Raw genomic sequence first — 22,704 nt, 5'->3', positions numbered from 1 at the left:
AAAGGTTATCACGGTCGGTTGTTTTTTGAGCGGTCAGAGGTGAAACCGGTCCACAAAAACCCGCTCGCCCTCTTTGGACGTCTCCCGTTGCAGCACATACTGCTGGTTGCCGTGCTGAACCGTGATTTCGAAAGGAACAGCCTGCCCTTTCGGCGAACGGCGTTTAAAAAACGAAACCTCGATGGTGTAATACCCAGCGTGCGCTTTCTCCCAATAGGCGTTTTCTTGCGGCTCGGTCGTGGCCGAATCGTCATCGGCATTGGCGTCCAGATCCAGGATTCCGAGATAATCCTTGAAATTCACTTCCCGTTGCTGGTAATTGAGCAGGTTGCCGCCGGGATCGGAAACAAACAGATCCAGGTCGTCGGTCGAAAACCAGCGGAGATTGACGCTAAACGCCCCGCGACGACCCCGAAGCCCGGATGGATTCAGTTCCACAATGTGGGTTTGGTCCCCGGCCGCCAGTTCCATTCGCTCGTCGGCAAAATCCGGATGCGTCACATACACCACCGCCGTTTCTCCGGCCAACAGTAAAACCGGGTCGAAGAAAACCTGGCCGGTTTCCGAACTGGTCTGGGTAAGGTCGGAGTTGGTGGTCGTGAGCCGCACGGTGGCACCGTTGACCGGTTCTTTCGTAGCAAGATCGATAAGCTGGAGCGGGAAGGCGTGTTCTTCCAGCCGCGGGTGCAGGGTTAAAGTAGTGATGAGGGGGTAAAAACCGTCGAAAATCAGATCGGCAACGGTTTTTTCGCTGGTCAGCGTCGTAGTTGCCACGGCATACGCGTCGGCTGCGGCCTCCACCTGAAACACCAGCGGATCGATGGGAATGATCTGCTGGAAACTGACATTGCCGTCGGTGCTGGTCGTCAGTTTATACGTCTGCCCGCCGTGGTGCAGGGCAACCGTCGCGTTGGCAACCGGCTTCTGGTCAGTGGCTTGCACCACTTTGGCGTTGAGCATCATCCGGGGCGCAACGGCCTGCTGGGTCAGCTTGCGAACCAGGCCACGGGTGGGGTTGAAATCACTGCTCAGAAAACCCCACAGGATTAAAACCGGGCGTTTGCCAATCAGATACAGGTTTTTAACCTGCGGAATTTCAAGGCAGTCGGCCAGCATCCGGTGCAGGTCGTCCGCGTCGTGGTAGCGCTGAATCTGGTCATACGCCAGATCGGTATAATAGCGCAAAACCGCCCGGGATTTGGCCTGCCACTCGGGCGACAGTTCCTGATACGGCTGAATGGCGCCGGGCAGATCGCTAAACCAGCGAATCTGACCGGGTTCGATAACGGGCTCGGCAAAAACCGCATGGCCGCTGCCCACCGTCAGCAACTCCCGGAGGGTCTGATATCGTTTGACGCCTTCGCCAACGTTCGATCCGAAAACGGGGCGCAGGCCGGCAGTGGGGGTAATGGCAATCAGTTGCCGGGGCATAGGCGTTAGGGCTGGCGTTTGAGTTTGGCGATTTCCCGTTTCAGACTGTCGAGCGTCGCAGCACAGGCATCCTTCGGCTCCAGCCGACAGGCTTCCAGGGCTTTGTGCAACTGAATGAGCGGCCCGATGGATTTGCCGCTCCCGCCCAGGTGCGGATTGCCGGTTTTTACCAGAATAGCCCGGATTTGGTTGGGACTCAGGTCCGGACGCAGGGAACACATGAGCGCCACGCCACCGGCCACGATCGGCGTGGCCATGCTCGTGCCGCTCATGTAGTCGTAGCCTCCGCCCGGCACCGCGTTGTAAATCTGAACACCGGGTGCCGACACGGTCGACAGCGGACCGTAATTGCTGAACGATGCGCGTTCGACCTTGCCCGCCTGGTTGGGTAGACCATCGGCCGACACATTGATGGTATACGGCGTATCGTTCATCGGATCGAAACCGGCCGGAATATTTTCGTTACCGGTTGCTTTCACGATGACGACGCCATTGCGCGAAGCCTCGCCGAAAAGGGTCTCGAACAACTGGCGTTCGGTTTGGTAGGCCGGGCTTTGCTGATAACTCGCCAGCAGGGCGTTTTGCCGGGCTTCGGGCATAGCCGCCAGTTTTGCCGCTGCGGCAGCCGGAATACTGCGGCCCAGCGATAAACTGATGATGCGGGCACCGTTTTTAATGGCATATTGAAGGCCAAAAACAATCGCTAGCGTACTCGGTTTGTCGGTGCCTACCTGAACAGCCATGACCCGGCAGTTGGGGGCAATGCCGGAAGTGCCCGCTGCATTGCCCGCCCGCCCGGCTACGGTGGCTGCGACGTGCGTACCGTGTCGGCCACCGACGGGGCTATCGGTGTTGATCTTTCCCGACTCGGCGGTCATGTTGCGGGCTTGCACGATCTGGTTCTGGAGTTCGGGGTGGCCCGTATCAAAACCGCCATCCAGCACGGCCACCGTCACCTGATCGGAGCCGCGGGTGATGTTCCAGGCTTCAAAAGCACCAATGGCTTCGAAATACCAGTTTTTTGTCCGGTTCGCCAGATCCGGGTCGTTGGGCAGACCGCTCGACTGGAACAGACTTTCGTCGAAAACCAGGTATACTTCCGGCATTTTCTGAAGCCGGTCGCGCCAGACATCCCGCTGATCGGTCGGAATCTGGACTTGCAGAGCGTTCAGGGTGGTATCGAAGGCCACGATCTGCAGTTCATTGTCGGTATAACTGGCTTTCACTTTGTTGACAAACGCAACCAGATTGACCTCTTTTTTCAAAAAGACGTTCAGCCGGTTGCCAATAATCGGGCGTTGCAGGGAGTCTTTCGGGTTGGTAATAATCTGGGCCGAGTCAACGGGGGCCACAATTCCCTGCGGGCGATCCGGCAAGTGGGGGCTAAGGGTTCGGCCCGACTCGGGCATCTCGCCCCGCCCGGTTTCGACACCCGGTGCGCCCACCCCAACAGGCCGACCCCAGTGCGCGGGCCAGAACCAGTACAACAATCCCAGCAGGAGCAGCAACAGGAGCAGGCCCAGCAGCCAGCCAATGCACCCACAACCCACCGGCCCATCGGTTTGCCGTCGCCACCAGAACCAGCGCGGCCACCGCCAGTCCCACCACCACCGCCGGGTTTTCACGATGTCCGGTACCGGCTGAACCGGGGGCGGGGTCGGGACTGGATTGGAGGTCAGCACCGGATTCGTGGACGTTGCCAACGGCACCACCGGCGGCACGGCTGGCGGTTCGGGAAGCTGGTGTTTGAGGTACTGATTGACCCGAAACCGTTCCTGCCGACTGCGATCGGATTCAAACCCCCACAGCACCAAAACCGCCTGATCGCCATTGGTCAGCACGCATTCCGGCCCCGGTATTTCGATGGCGAGTCGCAGCAGGGTTCCCAGTTGCTGGTTTTCCGTCTGCGAAGTCCGTTCGAGTTCATCGGCCAACTGGCGGATGGCGGAGAGCTGTGCATCCAGCAACTGGCTGACGCGGGCGCGATCCGGGGGGATCAGGTTGGGTAAGGGCGTTCCCTGCCGAAAACTATCGGAAAACCAGCGGGCTTCGGTGCGCGTCTGTTCGTAGGGCGGTGGAATGAGCGGCTCGGCCAGAAGCTGCGCGTAGCTTTCGCCCAGGCGGCTGCGGAGCAGATCCCGAAGCTGGTTGTAGCGCGTGTAAACCGGTTGCGCTAACCAGATAACCGGCCGGTAAGCGGAGAGCGACGTACTGAAGATAGGATAGTGGGCGGGCATGAGAATAACGGGCTAACCGATTACTGGCACTGATAACCAAGTTCTTTAATGATGGTGTCGAGCAGGCCATTCACCCGGGCTTTTTCGGGGTCGGTCAGGTTGGCTTCGCGCAAAACGTTGTACTCAAACGACTTGTCGAAACCGTTGAACCACTGGCTGTAGAAGACCCGCGACGGATCATCCACCGTGGTTGTCAACTGGTTTTTCGCTGGCACGTCGGCCAACGGATTGCCGTAAATGGGAGCCACCACGTTGGGCGCCGACTGGTAGACGGCCTTGTTGCTGAGTTTGTCGTCGGCACTTACCCGCGACCAGCCCAGCGTATTGACGAAGTCGTTGATGGCGGCCCGGCCCAGCGTCAGAACCACTTCCAGGTTATCGGATTGGTGAATGTAGGGGCTGACGTCTTCGGCAACCCGGACTTTCAGGCTGTCGCGTTCCATGCTCCGCTCCATTTCATCGACCAGAATCGTTACTTCGTTTTCGGCCAGGCCAAACTGCCCCTGAAACTGCCGGTCGCTGCGCAGTTGCTTGAGCTGCGTCACCCATTGCCCCAGTAGGCTTTCGGCATAGCGGGTGGCCAAAACCGAGCCCGGTGCTGGTTTGGGGGCGGGTGCTGCGCTGACGGGTTCAAAATTCAGAAGGCCATCCAGAAAACTATCCAGCTCGGCGGAGCCTGCCGAAGCATTGGTAACCGCGCTGGTCGATTCGGCCTGTTTCAGAAACAGATCGGGCTGGCTCATCACCTGGCGAACCAGCTCGCGGTCCCAAAAGCTGTTTTCTTTGCCGTTCACAAATTGCTCGGCGACGGTGAAGGAAGCCAGAAAGCGGCCAAACTTTTTCTCTTTGATCAACCGTCCGACCGGTTTCCGAAGCTGATCCCGGCGTTCGCGGGCGCGGATGAGTTTTTCTTCCACCGATCCGCCCTCGTAATGGTGGCACAAAGCGTCCCCCACTTCCTGCCGCACCCGATTCAGGGCTTCCCGGATTTGTTCCTGTTTGATGGCCGGATGACAGGCCGGTAGCAGGTATTTCAGCAGGTAATCGATCCCGTTCCGGCCCGGCTGCGTGGCTTCATACCAGGCCGTCATCGGATCGTGAAAATGCCGGTTGGTGTGTTCATTGTTCACAAACGAGCGTTCCATGTCGGCAAACGCCGGGGTGTAGCGTTCGTTGTAGGTCTCGACGCCATCGGTAATCTGGTACGAGACCTTACAATACCGGGGGTCGCGAATCATGAACGTGTTTTTGAAACTGTCGTTCGGGCCGTTCCAGCTTCGCGTCCATTTATCGGTCGAAACCTTGTCGAATTCCTTGTCGAAAAACCGCTCCAGCCGTTTTTCCCAGATGTGATCGTAGAGGTCGGTCCGGCCCACCCGGGTGGGGTCGCATTCGTCGATCTCGACGTTGATCTTGGTCAGCACCAGAAAGAACGGATTGATCCGGTCGACGCCAGCGCGGGCATCGAGTGGCACCAGGTTGTTCAGAACGCGTTCGCGTTTTTCGCGCTCCTCCGCCGAGCGGCCCACGTTCATGCCGATCCACTGGCTGATCATGCTGTTGATGTTGAGCGTGCCTTTCACCTCCGACTGCATATTGTGCATGCAGAAAAGCAGGCTACTGATGCCGAACGAATCGTTGTAGGCATTGAAGAGGTAAAAGACTTTTCCGCGCAGAAACGGGTCCATTTTCTTGGAAACGTCGGTTTCCTGCTGAAAAACGTTTTCCGGTGAGCCTTCCATGCTCCGCGCACCCGGAAAATCGAGGATGTCGGCGTGTTGCAAAAACCGGCGGCTGGGGTGATTTTCGAGGGCTTTGGGCAGGGGCAACACCAGCTCGGAGGTCAGCCCGGTCAGAATACTCCGGGTGAGCGGAATCCGCTTTTTGTCGCGGGTGACCACCGTTACGGTGTTGAGCTGATTGTCGGTATGGTCCATTTCATACAGCCGCATGACGTCGACAATCGTTTGCTTCTGGGGCGCTACAGCTTCCAGACCGACCCATACTTCCGACTCAAATCCCAGTTCGACCAGCCCCTGACTCAGTTTGTTGAACAAGTTGGTCATGAACTCGTCTTCGTGCCAGAGCGGGGCGAAAATGGCCCAGCGGTCGCCGGGCCGTAAATAGGGCGCAATCGCGGCCACTTTCTCCCAGTAATTGTATCGGCGCAAGGTGCCGATGAGGTCCATTCCCTGAAAATATTTCGATAGATAATCACGCAAATCCAGTATATCGTCTTCTGTCATTCCCGGCTGAATCGTGGCCTGCCGTTGCCGTTCCAGGCGGTTTTGCAGTTGATCCAGTTGCTCGAACGTGAGTTTTTCGGGGTATTTCGAATTAATAATATTGTATTGATACCCAATGGCCATGGTTTTCACGATGTCCGACTGATTCAGCAGCCGGAGCAAATAACCGCCCTCGTTGTTCTGGTGGTAGGTCGTAAAGCGCGTCACTACGCCGGTGGCCTCGGTTCCGCCCCCCACCGGGTTGATGTCGTCGATGAAGCTGATCGGCCCGTCGTGTCCCGTGATTTGCCGGACGGTTTCGGCCGGTATGCCCGCCGATTCGATCTGCAACAGATTGTGGCCGGGAATGCGGGCCAGATTGGAAACCAGATACGATTTCCCAACCTGACTGATGCCAAACAGGGCGAGTGCCGGACGCATTTTGGCGGCCTGTTCGAGCCGTTTGGCCCGTCGGCGCAGCTTGCCCAGCTCATCGAGCGTGCTCAGCCGTTTTTCGGGTTCTTCGTATAAACTCAACCATTCGGTGCCGCGCCGAATGCTTTCCTGTAATTGCAGACTTTCCTGAGATAGAGTAGGAAACATAGTGAATGGGTTTCGGGATGGTTTCGAGTATTTATGCCTGAACACCCGTTCAGGTTATCAAAAATCTTTATTCGGTAACGATGTCTGCATAAATCACCACGGTTCGTGATTGCCGCCGGATGACGGCAAACGACCGGCCTTCGCGGACGGTATTTCCCCCCAACCCCTGCACGTTGTGAAGGGCCGGGTCCACCTGCCGGGTTTCTTCGGGTGATACAAAAACGAAATCCTCAAAGTGGTTCGACGCCCATTGGGCCACCTTGTCCAGCAGGGCGCGACGCTGGGGAATATACAGGCCCGTCAATGCGCTCAGCAAATCGGTCAGCGCCTGGTGGTATTGCCGAACCGCATCCTGTGGCGACTCGTTCGGGGTGGTCTCCAACGCCCGCAAGGCCGTCCACCCGCCCACAAAAGCCGCCAGAAAACCGTTGAGGTCGGGCGTGGGCGACTCCGTGGCTTCGGTGAGCAGGTTTCGGATGCCGGTTTCGGCGGCAGTACTGAAAAATAACCGCACAAACTCAGCCGCCGGCAGCATAGCCGCCCGCTCTTTCCGAAGCCGAAATACCTCGATTTCGGCCTGCTCGCGACCGGTTTCGGCGGTTTGCTTCTGCTCCAGTGCCAGCGTCAGGGCCTGTTGCTGTTCCCGTTGCTCCCAGCGCAAATTCTCAATCTGCTGCTGCAACGGCCGGCTGATCGCGAGCGGCAAATCCCTGGCCCGGCTGCCCACGGTTTCGAGATCGTCGGACGACAGAATGGTTTGCAACCCCCGGCGGAGCCAGTCACCGTCGCTGCTGTTTTCGTCGGCGTAGGGCAGGGCCAGATTGGGGTTTTGCCGCAGACGCATAATCACCTCCGCGCCCAGCAGGTCGCGGAGGTGATTGACAAACGAATCAAGCGGAGTGGGCAATGGATCGGGTGGCGTAAAGTCGGATTGAGCGTGCATACGGGTTGAAAAAGCCAATCAAATCATGGGAAAGCAGCCTGATTGTCAGTTCGAATAAGGGTCCAGATAGAAATTTCCGGTATCGAGCCAGTAGCCGTGCGGATCAGTCAGCGTGCAAACCGTCAGCTTCAGCGCCGGAATGTCGCGGCCCGTTTGCGGGTCCATCACCGTCAGGTTATTGCGCAGGATCAACCCTTCCTTGTCGCGCAGGTTCGGGCGACCAATCCGGACTTTGAGCGGCAGTCTGGGCATGAGCAGCGTTCTGGCCCGTTCGCTGTCGAACTCGATTTTGTATAAAGGCGTGGCAATCCACTGATCACTCGCCATTTGGCGCATCCCCAGGAACGTATCTTTGGCACCGGTCAGCTCAATTTCGTCGATGGGCTCGATGGATGAATCGTCGGGAACGGCCAGCACATGCTCGTTTTTGATGCGGGGCGGCTGGCCGTCCGTCAGCAACCCAATGTAGTCGGCGGTGGAGGTCATGCGGGCTGCGAGCAGACGCGTATCGAGCCGGAAACCGTTCAGATGCCCCAGTTCCGACAGCAGGGCGATGGCGGCCCCGACCGAAACGCAGGTTTTGGGATCCTTGATGGTGTATTCGTGCGGATCGCTGAAGGGATACCAGAATTTTTCGCTGGTGGCGACCCGGATGCGGTTCATCGGCACAATCCGGTCGGGCGAAACCGGCATGTTTTCCAGAAAGAGATCCAGCACCACCGGCAGGGTCGACGGGCGGCCCGACAGCAGAACGTAATCGCACTGGTACTGGGAAATGATGCCGCACAAATCGCGGAGCATGGTTCCGATGACGTTGCGGATGGCTTTCTGGTTGATTTCCTCCGGTGACACTTCCCAGCTCATCAGCCGGATGTCGAAACCGGTGGCTCCTTCGCGCCGGAATCCCTCGTTCACATACTGCAACACGCTCGGAATCGGTGCTTCGTGTTCCTGAAAAAACTCATCGAAAGCCACCTGACGGGTTTGATCGGGATGGGCGGTAATCTGTCCCAGCATGCCCTGCGCAATAACCGTGGCCACCTGATTGGCAAAATGTTTCTTGAGCGTGCGTTTGTGGTCGGTATCGGTGCTCTGGAACGGGCCGAAGAGCGAATACAAAACCTGCCCCGCGCGGCCACAACCCAGTCGGCGGGCTTCGCGGGCAATTTGCGGCAACACACACTCTTCAATGAGTTTCTTGATGATGTGGTCACCGGCCAGGTTGAATCCTTCCCAGAAAACCGGGTTCTGGTAGAGGCTGGTGACCGCGCCCGGTTCATATTCGTAGTGACCAATCATCAGGTCGGTCGTTCCTCCGCCAATGTCGACGCTGGCGATCATCAGCGATTTGCGGGATGGGTCGAGGTCGTCGGTGCGCCGACGGCCCATGGTCTCAAAAAACCGGGGGGCATTTTCCGGCCCAAACCGGTGAACAATCTCGTTGTACATAAAGACCAACTGGCTGCAGGTGGCTTCATCGTAGCCCCAGGAGGTGCGCAGCCGAACGGGATCATGGTTTTCCCGCAGGTCTTTCAGGTTTTTCGGAATGCGGTTTTCAACCGGGTCGTTTTCAGCCAGTTTGCTGTAGTCGGGAATGATTTCGAGGTCGGGTGAAATCAGTTTGTACTTGTCGCCGTAGTAGTCACGAAGGGCCTGGAGGGCGTCGGCGGCACACTCGCGCAGCTTGACCCGCTCGGTTTTTGGCATGGCCGTCGGGCAGGTCAGCACGATCCGGCGCAACCGCCGGGGCACCCCCGCTTCGCCCCGTTCGTGCCGGAACTCGTAGCTGTTGATGTAACTCAGCGTCTGGAGCAGAATTTCGGTCAGCGCAAAGGTCATCAGCGCACTGCGGGCGTAGAGCGGATTCTGTCCACTCCGGTAGATCAGTCCCGGACCGTTTGCGCTGGCCAGTTTGTTGGCTTTATCGACCAGCATACCGTCGCTCGTAAAGAGGTTGGCGAGTGGAAGGCTCGACGCCGAATTCTGCATCAGTTCGGTGTGTTCGGAAAAATAACCCCAGGGCTTTTCGCGCTTTTTGGCGTCCCACAAATACCGTTTGGGGCTGGAAAAGGTCATTTCATACTGGTCGTTGACGGCCTGGTTGTCGCCGAAAATGACCCCGTATCGCGTGGCTTCCGTTCCGACCCGAACCATGCTGGGCCAGCGGAACAGGAAGTCGTCGGTCAGCCCTTCTTTTTTGCCAAAAGACGCTTCCATAAACGCCAGCTTCATCTCGAACGGTTTGTTGCTGGTGTGGGTCGGATTGCGGAGTTCCCGGATTTTCAGGCGTTTGGCATCCGTCAGAGCGAGTTCGGCGTCGCGCTCGCGGGCACTGCTCTCCAGCACCAGCCCGCAGGTGCGCGAATTGCCGACGTCGAGCACCAGGTTGACGTCGATGCTCCGGCCCAGGGCGTCCTGTTGCAGCGTTACGACGGGCCAGCTTGTGGTCTGCTCGATCATTTTCAGGAGCGTCATATACAGCCCCAGGTGCAGCAGGTGGTGGGGTTCGCTGGTAAGCTGGCGCGGAATGCGGTTTTTGCGTTTCGTGATCACTTCTTCCAGCCAGTCGTTGACGCGCTTCTGCGACAGAAAAAAACCGTTGGTATCTTCGTGGGTAGCACACTTGAAGCGGGTGTTGCCGCCTTCCGGATCGCTGGAATCCGGCACGACGTAATACGTGTGGTTGAGCCGCGGGTCATATTTGTCGTCGCAGTGCGTATCGAACGCCAGCACCAGTTTGTGGGTATATGGGCTGCCCTCGGCTTTTTCCTGCGAGCTGATCCGGCCGAGGTACATGCGCGCCCAGGACTGCGGACCGGGCATCAGTTTGCCAGCGTCGTAGTGATCGGTGCGGAAATAGGGCAGGGGGAGCCAGACGCCCTCCAGAACATCGAGTGCATAGCGACCCTGGAGATTGATCAGGTGATCTTCCCGGATGTAGTTCAGGTTTTCGGGCCTGATTTTGCTTTCGTCGATGGAGCGGTCGGGGCGGAAAGCTTCGGCGTTGATGTCCAGGCGGCTGATGTACTTCCCGTTTTCGAGCATATACGGGATGATCAGATACACCCGGTCGTTGTCGGGGTCTTCCTGTTCGGCATACTCGAACCGCAGTTTGGGGGCCGCGCTCGTGTCGCCGAGGTTAAGAGGAATATCTATAAACTGGATGCCGGAATTGGCGATCAGAGATACCATGTTCATGAGTGGTAGGGAAAAGACCGGTTAAACGGTTTTGTAAATGATCTCGAAATCAGTGCCGGCACACTGGCGGCAGACGACGGCTTCCAGCCGGTTCGGGGTATGGCAGTTTTTACATTTTTTGTAGTCGGGTGGGGGCGGGGGTGTTCCGTTCAGGCGTTTCAGCCGGATGTATTGTTGATTGGGCTGCCAGCCGTCGAGGCTGAGCCACTGGCCGTTCTGTTCGATGGTGCAGACATCGCCACTGATGAGCGGAGCCGCGCTGCCCGGTTTTTTCAACGGAATTCCTACTTTTTGCGGAACGGATTGCAGGTTGGTAAAATCGGCCTCGTACGGAGAACCGTCCAGATGGATTCGGACGGATTTGCTGGCACTGCCGGCCAGCTGGTTGATGATTTCTTCCTGAACCAGATCAAATTGCTGGTTTACGGGCGGAAAGGTTAGGGTTACTTTTTTTGGGTTTTGGGTTGGTTGCTCCCAGATAACTTGTGGCATAAATGGATTCCGTTTTAAGTCAACGTTTTTGGAAAAGGATGGAATTTATCAGGGATAATCAGCCGGGGTAAATCAATTTTTAAAACTGCTAAAATTGGGTGGTTACATCTTCATTCGCAATACCATATTCCATGATTCTTTCTAAGGGTATTCATGATTTTACAAATGGATCACCAACCTTTTAGACATATTGTGTAATATTGACGCGTCGGCTCCTGGGATTTGCTAATTTATGCCGCTTATCTACGAAGGTTATCATCTTATTCCGAAAATATTTCTATGCAGCCACCGTCTACTCCACCTCAAAAATACAATCCCTATTATTTGCCCGTACCGGAAGGCTGTGGAAAACGAACGGATTGCCCGTATAAGTCGATGCCGGAATATTTGCAGCCTTCGGATTTCAAAAATGAAGTTCTGAGCAGCTTCGACGATCACTACTGTTCGCTCTGCAAAAGCCAGTTGAAGCTGGTGCCACCGCCCACTACCCCACCACCACCACCTCCTCCTCCTCCTTTTCCACCTGTTACAGAGAATAATCCCTGGTATCGCAAATACTGGTGGGCTATTCTGGCAGTCCTACTGCTCCTGATTGCGGGACTTGTGTATTGGTTTTGGTTCAGAAAATCACCTCCCGCTCCTGCTCCGGTTTGCAAACAGGGTGAAGTGATTGCGGGAAAAGATACGTGTATAAATGATGTCAAATACCAAGTGATCTGCGATGGAAAAGGTGGTTTTGACAAAGGAAAGAAAATCGGAACCTGTGCTCCTCCTCCTTCCCCTTGTGCCGCCGGAACGGTGGTCAATACGTTCTGTAAAGGAACGACCCAGTATGTAAAACTATGTGATGGAAAAGGCGGCTATACGGAGAAAGTCAATAAGGTAAATAGTGTGGATTGTGGCTGGAAGCCATCGCCCCCATCACCTGTTTTCAAACCGGGAATACCGTATGTGGTAATACGACCGGGGGTAGGATGTGTCATTGAAACTTACAATGCAAGTGGAGGGCTTCAAAGTCAGGTGTCATTGCCTGCGGGCGACCCTCGTTGTGACAACGCACCGCCTGCTAAAAAACTGAATTGATGTTGGGTCGTGCCATGCCTGATAACGTTTCGATGGAATGGGCCATTCATGGGTGTTCGACCGATCTAAATCTTTGACACTCATGAAACCCATTCTCTCCGCGTTGCTGATTCTGACATTGCCGATGGCTGCTTTGGCGCAATCGCCGAAAGAGTACGTCCGTCATACGAGTTACATCTATAATGGGAACTCGAAAACGCCACTAACGACCAGTTTTGTGGTGGAAAAAGACGAATACGTCTACATCGAAGTCTCCGGCGATGTGGATCTGGGGCCGTTCACGGGAGCTGCCGACGCGACCGGAAAACCGGCCCTGGCGGCACTCCGGTTTAACAAATATAAGGACTACTACCACGGTGCGCTGGTGTGCCGGATTGGTGATTGGGCTATGCCTTGTGAAGAAATGTTCCGGATTGTCGACGGTTGGGCCAATCCCAGGGCTAATGCGGGCATTCAATGGCTGGTCGATACCCGGCGGATGGTTCATACGCGCGGAATAAGTTACATTCCGGGCGCTTATTTTTTGTCGCCTGCTACCGGACCATTAACGTTCGATCTGAACGACACCGATCCGGATAACAACACGGGCTCGTTCTTAATCACCATTTATGCCTTAAAAAAGAACATCCATTACAACCGGAATGCCTTTAACTACTGCCCGGTCAAAATGCCGGCTGAATCAGAAACCGTTGAATGGAAGCAAGAACTAACGGGATCGTCGTACCACCATCCCGATACGTTTCGGGGAACAGGAAAGTACCGGGGCTGTCAGTGTGCCTATTTCGAGGATAATGCCCATACGCTGGACAACCATACCCCCAGACAAGGAACTTTTGATTTTGGCTACTACATTTCCGTCGACAAGGCTACGGCGGATCATCTCCACATCGTTCTGGATATGCTGCCTCACGAATTGTATGGAAAACGGTTTCCGGCTGAAACCTACCGGCGTATGCCGGATGCAAATCTGACCCGCTGACTTGCCTGCAGACCAACCGATCGTTTCTCAGCGGTGGTCGATGAGCACCAGCACCGGCACGATGCTCCCGGTGGCCTGGCCCTCCACCTGGAACGCGATTCGGTTCGGTTCATACCGGATTTTGGTGAAATCGATCAGGTTCTCTGCGCTCAGGGTTTTCTGAAGCCGGTCGAGCAACCGCCCCCCCTGCACACTCCGCAGCGTTCGGTTCATGCGGCCGCTGTCGACGGGCCGGTTTGCAAACAGCAACAAAAAATAATCCGTCCCGGTGTTGTTATCCAGCTCAATGGTGTTGGTGGGCGGGTAGGCCACGGTGGTGTTGGCACCGAGCAACGGGCTGTAGTCCACAAGCTTACCGTCCGGTCGTTTTTCGCTGTACGGAAAAAGCCGGGTCAAATCGGAGTTGGGTCGTTCGTCAGTACCGAAGGCAAACAGGTAGGCCTGCCGGTCGTTGTTGATCAGAAATTTGAATTCGTCGCCCGACAGATTGGGTTTGTTCATGCGGTAGACCAGCATCCCGGCGGTTTTCGAAGCGGCTTCGTCGATGTGAAGCCCCATTTCGCCCATTCCCTTCTGCTCAAACTGCACAGCCGCCTTGAAGCCGCCAATCTGGTAGGTGGCCAGTTGCTGCATCGGCGGGTAGAGCTGCACACCGTAGCGGGTGAATGTCGCCAGATCGGCGTACCGAATCCAGCAGAATCCCTGTTGGCCCCAGCCCGGCCCCCGGCTGTTGACCACCCGGAACGCTCCGCCAAACTGCTCGTCGTCGTAGCCCAGGATGCACAGCGCGTGGCCCATGCCCGACTGGCCTTTGGTTTGCAACTGCTTCTGTTTATTCGCCACCAGCGTAAGATCCTCCTGGCCGGGTTGCCAGACCTCCTGGTTCAACTGGTCGAACGATGGCGTCATCAGAATGCTGACCACCACCGGCAATCCCTCCGCCAGCACATTTTTCAGCTTGGATACTTTTTCACTGACGGGATCGTCCAGCCGCAGAAACCGCTGCGATTCGGCCACCCGGTAGCGCATCGCCAGTGTTCTGAATTTTCGTATATCGGCCTGACTGCAAGCGGGATATCCCAGGTAGCTGAACGGGATGATGCCCTTGTGCTGAATGACGTTCGTGGCCGAATCGATCCGCAATCCATTCTGACAATACGGATCGTTCCTGAGCTTGGCTTCTTCGTAGAGATAGGTCGGCGAAAAGGCCAGCTTGTTGATTTCCACCCGATTGGTGGTGTTGAGCCGCCGGGCTTCCATGATCGTGCGGAGGTAGTAGCCCAGAGCAAAGGCCAGACAGGTGCCGTGTTTCCCCTGGTCGAGGGGTTGGGGGCAATAGGCTTCGTAGGATACCCTCGCCGGAAGTTGCTGCAACCCGAACTTTCGAATAACCGGCGGTTTGGCCGGAATCCGAAGGTAGCTGTCATCGTCCATGATGAGTCCGTAATTAAACGCATCCTGAGCAAAAAGGGACCGCGTTAGCAGGAGGAAGAACAGAACAGGGAGTTGTTTCATGGACAGAAGAAGTTATCGGAAATAAAAATCATCGCGCATCATATTCACATCCTGCGTCGTCTGGCGTTCGGCGGTTTCATTCTCAACCTCGGTTCGAACCCGTTGCAAAATCTGCGACAGCGACAGTCCGCCCTGGCGGATGTATTTGACGAGGGCTTTGGTAAACGGGCTATTGGTGCCGGTTTTGGCCCGGTCGCGGGCGGCTTCGCCATCCGAGGCCGCGTAGGCAATCAGCGTGCCTTTGGGCGGAGGCAGCAGGGCAAAACCGCCCGAATCACCGAGGCCCCGGCCCCAGGTGCGGGCAAACGGATTGTCGCGGCAGGCATCGAACAAAATGATGTTGGTCAGGCGGTTGGCTTCTTCCATCTTGCGGATGAGCCGGGTGGTTGGAATGCCTTCGAACTCCACCTCGTCCTCGCTTTGCGGATTGGCGTCGGTGGGCAGAAAGTAATTCATGCCCCGAATGCTCAGGCCGTGACCGGCGTAAAATACCAGCCCGACATTGTACGCCTTCAGCTTCAGGCCAAATTCCTGAAAGGCAGTAACCATGCCTTTTTTGTCCAGATCAGCGTAATAAAGCACCGTAAAACCGCATTCTTCCAGAACCGCTTTCAGGGCCAGGGCGTCGTTGACCGGATTGGCGAGCGACCCGGCGTGTTGATACCGGGCATTTCCGATCACCAGCGCCAGCCGCTTTTGCTGTGGAGCGGTTTGCACCGTCAGGGGCGATGGCGCAGGCGGCTGGTAGGTAACATACCGACGTTCGGACGAAACCGTGCCGGCGGCTGTGGTGGCGGTGAGATACAATTCGTTCGGCCCGATGCGGAGCGTAAGCACCTGGTCAATGCCCAGGGGGCAGCCGAGCCGTTTGAAACCCCGGAGGCTGACCGGTTCGCCATTGAGGTAAAGCTGGTGGGCGGTTATGCCGTCGCCGGTGATACAGGCCTTCACCCCGAAGGCATTGCTGGCAACGGTTTCGTCCGACCGGCCCGGCAGTTCCCAGGAAATCGTCGGGGGCTGAGCGGTTTTGGGCAGAGCGGCCACCACGGGTGACCCGGCCACTTTTTTCAGGAAAACCGACCGGAAATAGGGATAAATCTCGTAAAGACCGTCGGGTGTTTTGGGCGCTTTGAAGTTCGCATCCGTGAAAAAACCGACCTGGTCAAGCGTCTGAATCAGTTTCAGGGTTTTGGCATCGCGAATTTCGATCAGGTTGTCGAAACCTTGAACCAGCACGTAGCGGTCGTTGGGGGTGTAGGTGATCTTGCAGACATTGCTAGTAATTGGAATTGTAACAACGGATTTATTTAGGGCTATATCCCATAACTGGAGCGATTCTTTCCACCACGTTGCGAAAACAAGCTGATTGGAATTGGTACCCATACCAATTGCCATTACTGAAGGAAGTGTTGGTGATGAATAGGTTACTTTACTCAACTGATTATCCCAAATGATAAAGCCTCTGGCGTGTCCCGCTATAATGTGAAGCCCATCGTTCGAAAAGGTAATCGAGTTGCCTGCGTACGGTTTTTCAAATCGTTTATGGAACTTGTCTGCGTTTATCTCCCATAGTGCTAACGCAGGTCCTCCTTTATCGTTCTTTCGATCGATGGCCGATATGAACTGGTTTCCTGATGGGCTGAACGCGATAGATTCAAAGTTTCCAACTTTCTGATCATAAAAGTGTTGCTGGAATTGCCCGGTTTGGGTATTCCAGCAAGTTACGTCGAATCGTCCGGCTATCGCAATCTGCTTTCCATCGGTGTTAAAGTCACTCGCATCCTGATCCCCGATTTGGCCCAGTCCATAAACGGTTTGCTGAAGTTGTCCTGATGCTATGTCCCAAATGTTGATGTCTGTTTGCTTTTTGCTGTCGATTGCCGCGATCTGGCTTCCATTTGAATTAACTATAAAGGAAGATTTTTGATAGTTAATGTTTATAGGCAACCGTTGGTGCAGGGTCCCCGTCTGAAGATTCCAGATGTTTAATGAATCAACCGTACCTGCGCTGTTCTTATTTATTTTGCTACTGAATAGCAGATATTGATCATTGTTGGCGAAACATAGTTGGCTGATCGTGTTTTTTTCAGAATATACTTGGGTTTGCAGGATTTTACCAGTAGCGATTTCCCATAGATGAATAACATTTTTGTGGCTGGAGGCTATCTTCTGCCCATCTTCATTGAATGAAACCGACTCGACAGGGGTATATTCATTTTCTTTTTTATTGATGATGCGAAGAAGTTTTCCGGTCGCTACATCCCAGATTCCGATGGTATTATTTCCGTATCCCACCGCTAGTCGGTTCATTTTTGAGTTGTAACTTATAGAGGTGCATGTACTGTGTCTCGTTCCAAACACTTTAACCTGATCAAGAAGAAACCGCAGCTTTCCAGTCTGCATGTCAATCAATTGTATCGGTTTGGCGGGAGATACCAAGGCAAGTAGTCGATCCTGGTCAACTACTTCCACGTAACTAGTTGGGTATGCCGATATCTTACGAATCAATTGTCCTGTTTGCGCATCCCATATAATGACAGATTTTGTGGAAGTAACAGCCGATCCAGACACCAGAAATTTTCCGCTGGCAGTAAACCGCACAGAAGCGATAGCTCCAGCATGTCCGGTTAACGTTCGTATTACTTTGCCACTTTTAATGTCCCACAGTTTAATGATATTGTCTTGACTGCCAGACGCTATCAAATCTCCATTGGGATGATAGGCCAAGGTGGTTATTTCGTTTACATGCCCCGCCAGCGGAGATTTGGACAAATCCGTGACCTGAGCCAAACCGGGCAGGGCCAGCAGGCTGATCAACCAAAAGAACCTTTTCATGGCAGGGAACGGGTTATTCGTTTAAACGGCTGCGTAGTTTTCGGGCTTCTTCCTGATACGGGTGTCCATCCGTTCGGGCAATGCGCGTCAGGATCGACCGGGCTTCCCGGCGCTGCCGGTTTCGTAAATACGCCAGACTGAGATACCACTCGGCGCAGGCCCGCCAGTGGCCGGGATAGCCTTCCAGCACGGTTTTCTGCAAAATCGGGATGGCTTCGCGGAGTTGCCGTTGCTGCAATAGCCGGGCGCCCTGCCAGACGGCCAGCGAATCCTGTGCCACGGCGGCTGTGTCGGCCGTACCGGCGGCATCGGTTTCATCGGGCGGTTCGATGGGCAACGGGGCGGCTTTGGGCGTGGGTTTGAAAAGCGCGTCGGCCAGCAGCAGACCCGGATCGGCGGGAGGAGCGGGCGTTGGCGCGGGGGGTAATGACCGAAGGGTGTCGGCGGGTCGGGGTTGCGTAGCGTTGGTGTCTTTTTGGGCAATCGGGGTTTCCGGGCCGTCCAAACCGCCGGTTTTGTAGAATCGCCAGAACAGCCCGAGGGTCAGCAGCACCGTGGCTGCGGCCAGCCAGACGGCAGGGCGTTCCCAGAGCGGGCGGACGGTCACTTCGGCGGGTTGGGCTTCTTTTTCCGTGGCCAGTTCCTCCTTTGCTTTGGCGTAGAAGGCCGCAGCTTCCTGCTCGAAAGACAGAAGCCTCATGCCCCGCCGAACCCGTTGCTGAACTTGCAGTTCCCTTTGCAGGGCTTCGTTTTGGCGGAGTTGTTCTTCAAAGGCGGTTTTTTCGCCGGGCGTCATCTGGTCTGACAGATAAGCCGCAAGATCGTCGTGCTGTTGCTCCGTCAGTTCTTCCATGATTGACAATCGGAAAGGTATTGTTTGAACAGTCTGACGAATTCTTTTTTGGCGCGGTGATGGAGTAATTTTCCGTATCCATCTGATTTTTCTTCCATTGTTTCAAAGTCATTCAATTTCATTCCATTGACATAATGCTCCCACATCAGTTTCTGCTGAACGGGTGTTAGTTTTTCATAGGCCTTGCGGGCCGCAATCCGCAGGCAGTCATCTTCTTCGGCAGCCTCATCCGTGGCAGGTTCGGGGCCCAGCGGCCGGTCGTCGAATTCCCGGAAAAGCGAATCCCAATCGACTTTGAGGGACATTTCTTTTTTTTGTTTTTTCCACCAGCCCCGCCATTTATTAATACAGATCCGACCGACATAACTGATGGGTTTATAGCCCTGACAAACAAATTTTCCGGAATAAATATCATCCATAAACTGGACCAGTGTATCCTGAATCAAATCCTGAATGTCGTCTTCACTGGTGCCGTATTTTTGGGCGTAATGAAAGAAAAATTTATACAAACGCTTCGTCAGACACATCCAGGCCGTTTCGTTGCGCGGATCTTCCTGAACCAGTGTTCGGCAAAACAGATCGGGATTGTTCTCAAGGTGAAGGCAGGGGTTAGTCGGGACAGAGGAGGAAGATTTCTGTAGAAATTTAAACATACATACAAACGGGTCAAATGGAGGCCAAGTAGCAGTTAAAACTACTAAAATCTCTCCATCTGACCATTTGTAGTTAACTAAATTTTCAGATCAGGCACTTTGGCGGTACGGTGCCGGACGAAGGCTTATGGTGTCGCGTGAGATATGTCGGCGCATTTCCGGCACGGTGAAATTGAGGAAGTCGAACCACATTTCTTCGCGGTTGGCGTAGTATTCCCAAATCCGCTGCACCTGGCCCGCCAGTTCCACCTCGCCCTCGAACAGCGGGTGTTTGACCACCTGCATCTGAAAGTCCCGGATCTGGGCGTGAACGGTTCCGCCGACGATGAAGGGCTGGTTGGTGGCGTAGGCATCGGCCAGCATGAACAGATACACCTGCCAGCGTCCGAGCCGTCCGAGGGCTTTGACGTCCATCCAGATGGCGCCGATTTCGGCCACGTCTTCTTCCCGAATTTGGCTGTCTTCCAGCATCTGGGCTTTGATGGCGGCCGGCAGCACATCGAAATACCGATGCGGTGGGCGGGCGTTGACAAAATAACCGGCTGTCCATTCGCCGGGTTGATCGCTATCCTGAAAAACCCGCACGGTGGTGTGTTTCAGGAACTCCGGGTCAACGCTAATGCCCTGACTCCGTTGTCGATACGTGTCGATAAACCGGTAAAGATCCGTTGTGCTCTGGAGCAAAAATGTCTGTAACATGATCGCAGATGGTTTGATTTTTCATCCATCTATGGCGGTTATGACAAGAAGTTATCATCTCGTTTGACTAATTTTGAATATCTATTATTCCTCCCTATCGTGAAAGGCAAAATCAAAGTGTTGCTCCTCGACGACCATAAAGTGGTGATCGACGGTCTTCTGAGTTTACTCCGTGATGACCCGCAAATTGAGATCGAAGAGGTGTTTACCAATGGCGAGGAAGCCCTGCAGTTTTTTAAGAATGGAACGGGCAAAGAACCGCTGGTCGATGTGGTCATAGCCGATTTGCGCATGCGCCGGGGAATCAGCGGGCTGGAATTTGTGGTGCAGCTTCGCTCTGTGTCGCCCCGAACCCGGGTTATTATTCTGAGCATGTCCGAAGACCCGAAAGACATCCATGCTGCCGTTCGGCTGGGCGTATCCGGGTATCTGTTCAAAAGCCAGGACGTCGACCTGGTTCGGAAAGCCATTTATGAGGTGATTCGCGACGACCGGCCTTACATGAGCCAGGAAGTATTGCGAACGTTTGTCGATTCGCAGGAAGAAAAACAACCCGAGCAAATCCGCCAGCTTACGGCCCGGGAAATTGAAGTGCTGCGGCTGATCGCCCAGGAGTTTACCACCGCCGAAATTGCCGACAAGCTGAACATCAGCGAAGCGACCGTTGATACGCACCGCCGGAATATGATCCAGAAACTGAAAGTGAAGAGCATTGTCGGACTGGCCAATTTTGCCATCCGGAACGGACTGGTGTAGAAACCGGGTGGCCGGAAGCCCAATTTTAACGGGCCGGACTCACCAACGGCTCGTTGAGCTGTTGATGGATGGGCGGTTTTGGCAGATTGATCTCGATCAACGGAATCCGAATCTGAACCCAGGTGCCTCCGCCGTCCGGCAGGTTCGATACGTTGATGGTGCCGCTCATCAGGCCCGCCCGTTCGTTGATGCTTCGCAGTCCTTTCCCCTGCGGAAACTGGTCAGGGTCGAAACCCAAACCGTCGTCGCGGACGCTCAGTTTCAGGAACTTCCGGTTTTCGTCGACCATAAACCGGATGGTGGCTTCACTGGCTTGGGCGTGTTTTAGAATGTTGGTGACCAGTTCGAGGCAAACGCAGTAGAGATGAAACTTGGCAATCCGGTTCAGTTGCTCTTCCACACCACTCAACTGGAGAACAAAACTGGTTTTGCCCGCGCGGTTCAGGCTGTTGGTCAGTTGTTGCAGGCTGCTGCCCAGCCCGCGTTCATCAAGTTCGTCGGGCCAGAAATTATGGGCGATCAGCCGGATACCGTCGTAGGCGTCCTGTACGGATTGCAACAGCGAATGCAGGGCCGAACGGTCGATAATGGGCTGTTTGTCAGGGTTATTTAGTTCGCTCAGGCGGGTGCGAATGCTAAACAAGACGCTGCCCAACTGGTCGTGTAATTCGTCGGCCACCCGGCGTCGTTCCTGAATTTGTCCGGCAATGAGGGCTTCTTCCATTTCTATTTTTTTGCGAATCTCCTGTTCGTAAGCGGCCAGTTCGGCGATTTCGCGTTGGCGTTTCATCTGCCGGACCGACCGCCGTTCGTTCCGGATGTAGTCGGCCAGCCCCACCGACATGAACGTAAATTCCAGCAGCGAACCAATGTTCTGGGAATAGTGAATCAGAAGACCGGTTCCGGGAATGATGCCGACCCGGTTGAGCACAAAAACCGCAAAACCGAGGGAGTAACACATGGACGCAATGACGTAAAATTTCGAGGACGTCTGCCCCTGCCGCCACGTTAGCACCCCCGCCACAAACATGCCGATAACCAGCGGACAGGAACTCATCAGGGCCACAAACTGGAGTGACAAGGGTAGCAATTCGAGCAGATTGATGCCAACCAGAACCACGCTAATACCGCACAGAATCCAGAGCGTGTAATACAGGCGGGGAATCGTTTGCCGCAGGTTCAGCGCCCGGGAATAAAAAATGATAAACGTAAAGAACACGCCCAGCGAAAACAGCCCCAAACCGTGTTCGGCCAGCCAGGTCGAACTGGGCCAGAGGTAGCGGATGCCGATGTTACTCCCCCGGCAGGCTTCGTAAAAAAGGTAGGAAAGCAGGTAAAACGCCAGGTAGAGGTAGCTGACAATCCGGGTGAAGAGCCAGATAACGAGGTGATACAGCAGCATCAGACACAGCGTTCCCCAGTAAAATCCCCACAGCAGGGCGGCCAGTTGGGCATGGGCCTGAAATCCCTTTTCTTCCCAGACGATGAGCGGGAAGTAGCTGTGAAGCTGGCGGTTATCGATGTGGACATAAACGGTATACGGTTCTCCGGGCCGGAGCGGCAGGGGAAAGACGTAGGTGTTTGACGACATCGGCCGGCTGTTGCGCCCCAGGGCATCGCCCGCCCGGAAGCGGGTCATTTTGCCGGTACGGTCGATCAGGTAAAGATCGATTTCCCTGATGTTACCAAAGCCCACTTCGAACAGGTAGCGGCTTTCGGGCCGAACGTCCTGATTCAAAAGTTGAAAGCGGAACCAGTAGCTGCTGTTGGCAAAAACCAGGTTGGGGGTTTCCTGCAAACTGGGTTGAAAAAGGCGGGCCAGCGCCGGTTTGCGTACGTCGTTGATCGTCAGATGATCCATCGTGTCGGCCAGAAAATCCACCCGCCGTCCCAGGCTGTATTTCGGTTGCGATGCCGACAGCAGAACGGGAAGGCTGGCGTAGCCGTCTGCCGCACAAATGCCGAGGAACAGGAGGAGCAGGAAGAACCGGAAAGGCATACGATCAGGCTGAAAAGAGGATTCTACGTCTGTGAATGCCAGAAGTTTACGCAGAATTACCCATTCACTGCAACTAAATGCTGTAAAATCATGGCAGGCTTGAGTACAAATAGCAGAAAGTGGGTATTTTTTGAAAGGAAGCTTTTCCCGTAGTTAAAAAAAAATTTAAAGGAACCGATAACCTTGAAACCGTAGACAGAATA

At 55.0% G+C, this 22,704-nt stretch carries 15 protein-coding genes and 1 pseudogene; 3 read left to right on the top strand and 13 right to left on the bottom strand.

Annotated elements, in window-relative coordinates; all coding sequences use genetic code 11:
* Positions 1 to 33: 33 nt before the first annotated feature.
* The 6 genes from ACO064_RS10385 to ACO064_RS10360 all read right to left on the bottom strand — a co-directional run bounded on the left by ACO064_RS10385 (position 34) and on the right by ACO064_RS10360 (position 11,129).
* Complete coding sequence (locus ACO064_RS10385; RefSeq protein ID WP_421827305.1) at positions 34 to 1,431, bottom strand: hypothetical protein; 1,398 nt, start codon at positions 1,429 to 1,431, stop codon at positions 34 to 36.
* A 5-nt stretch (positions 1,432 to 1,436) separates the two neighbouring features.
* The gene (locus ACO064_RS10380) at positions 1,437 to 3,668 is read right to left on the bottom strand and encodes a S8 family serine peptidase (RefSeq protein WP_421827304.1); all 2,232 of its coding nucleotides are present in this window, start codon (positions 3,666 to 3,668) and stop codon (positions 1,437 to 1,439) included.
* Positions 3,669 to 3,688: 20 nt separating this feature from the next.
* A complete protein-coding gene (locus ACO064_RS10375) occupies positions 3,689 to 6,496 on the bottom strand; it encodes a virulence factor SrfC family protein (RefSeq protein WP_421827303.1) in 2,808 nt (935 codons plus the stop codon).
* A gap of 67 nt (positions 6,497 to 6,563) precedes the next feature.
* Positions 6,564 to 7,439: a hypothetical protein gene (locus ACO064_RS10370; protein ID WP_421827302.1), complete on the bottom strand. Its 876-nt coding sequence runs from the start codon at positions 7,437 to 7,439 to the stop codon at positions 6,564 to 6,566.
* A 45-nt stretch (positions 7,440 to 7,484) separates the two neighbouring features.
* A complete protein-coding gene (locus tag ACO064_RS10365) occupies positions 7,485 to 10,637 on the bottom strand; it encodes a virulence factor SrfB (protein ID WP_421827301.1) in 3,153 nt (1,050 codons plus the stop codon).
* Positions 10,638 to 10,658: 21 nt separating this feature from the next.
* Positions 10,659 to 11,129 carry a hypothetical protein gene (locus ACO064_RS10360; RefSeq protein ID WP_421827300.1) on the bottom strand — a complete coding sequence of 157 codons (471 nt, stop codon included), beginning with the start codon at positions 11,127 to 11,129 and terminating at the stop codon, positions 10,659 to 10,661.
* Between the two features lie 279 nt (positions 11,130 to 11,408).
* Between ACO064_RS10360 and ACO064_RS10355 the strand changes: the two genes are divergently transcribed.
* On the top strand, positions 11,409 to 12,212 hold the full coding sequence (locus ACO064_RS10355) for a hypothetical protein (RefSeq protein WP_421827299.1): 804 nt from the start codon (positions 11,409 to 11,411) through the stop codon (positions 12,210 to 12,212).
* Between the two features lie 82 nt (positions 12,213 to 12,294).
* Positions 12,295 to 13,191: a hypothetical protein gene (locus ACO064_RS10350; RefSeq protein ID WP_421827298.1), complete on the top strand. Its 897-nt coding sequence runs from the start codon at positions 12,295 to 12,297 to the stop codon at positions 13,189 to 13,191.
* Between the two features lie 27 nt (positions 13,192 to 13,218).
* Here ACO064_RS10350 and ACO064_RS10345 read toward each other — a convergent pair whose 3' ends face one another.
* The 6 genes and pseudogenes from ACO064_RS10345 to ACO064_RS10320 all read right to left on the bottom strand — a co-directional run bounded on the left by ACO064_RS10345 (position 13,219) and on the right by ACO064_RS10320 (position 19,746).
* Positions 13,219 to 14,706: a C1 family peptidase gene (locus tag ACO064_RS10345; RefSeq protein WP_421827297.1), complete on the bottom strand. Its 1,488-nt coding sequence runs from the start codon at positions 14,704 to 14,706 to the stop codon at positions 13,219 to 13,221.
* Positions 14,707 to 14,718: 12 nt separating this feature from the next.
* Positions 14,719 to 16,089: a caspase family protein gene (locus ACO064_RS10340; RefSeq protein WP_421831008.1), complete on the bottom strand. Its 1,371-nt coding sequence runs from the start codon at positions 16,087 to 16,089 to the stop codon at positions 14,719 to 14,721.
* 441 nt (positions 16,090 to 16,530) lie between these two features.
* Positions 16,531 to 17,541, bottom strand: a pseudogene (locus ACO064_RS10335) (WD40 repeat domain-containing protein); the annotation flags it as partial.
* 13 nt (positions 17,542 to 17,554) lie between these two features.
* Positions 17,555 to 18,394 carry a tetratricopeptide repeat protein gene (locus ACO064_RS10330; protein WP_421827296.1) on the bottom strand — a complete coding sequence of 280 codons (840 nt, stop codon included), beginning with the start codon at positions 18,392 to 18,394 and terminating at the stop codon, positions 17,555 to 17,557.
* The gene (locus tag ACO064_RS10325) at positions 18,382 to 19,047 is read right to left on the bottom strand and encodes an RNA polymerase sigma factor (RefSeq protein WP_421827295.1); all 666 of its coding nucleotides are present in this window, start codon (positions 19,045 to 19,047) and stop codon (positions 18,382 to 18,384) included. The genes ACO064_RS10330 and ACO064_RS10325 overlap by 13 nt, the downstream gene beginning before the upstream one ends.
* Before the next feature lie 90 nt (positions 19,048 to 19,137).
* Complete coding sequence (locus ACO064_RS10320; RefSeq protein WP_421827294.1) at positions 19,138 to 19,746, bottom strand: hypothetical protein; 609 nt, start codon at positions 19,744 to 19,746, stop codon at positions 19,138 to 19,140.
* Positions 19,747 to 19,845: 99 nt separating this feature from the next.
* Between ACO064_RS10320 and ACO064_RS10315 the strand changes: the two genes are divergently transcribed.
* Positions 19,846 to 20,502 carry a LuxR C-terminal-related transcriptional regulator gene (locus tag ACO064_RS10315; protein WP_421827293.1) on the top strand — a complete coding sequence of 219 codons (657 nt, stop codon included), beginning with the start codon at positions 19,846 to 19,848 and terminating at the stop codon, positions 20,500 to 20,502.
* Between the two features lie 25 nt (positions 20,503 to 20,527).
* On the opposite strand, the gene ACO064_RS10310 is transcribed toward ACO064_RS10315, so the two are convergent.
* On the bottom strand, positions 20,528 to 22,501 hold the full coding sequence (locus tag ACO064_RS10310; protein ID WP_421827292.1) for a sensor histidine kinase: 1,974 nt from the start codon (positions 22,499 to 22,501) through the stop codon (positions 20,528 to 20,530).
* Positions 22,502 to 22,704: the final 203 nt, after the last annotated feature.

Origin of the sequence: Larkinella sp. (assembly GCF_965227735.1) — a bacterium.
Taxonomy (GTDB): domain Bacteria; phylum Bacteroidota; class Bacteroidia; order Cytophagales; family Spirosomataceae; genus Larkinella.
Note: the sequence above shows the minus strand (reverse complement) of the source record. Positions and strands in the feature narration are given on the sequence as shown.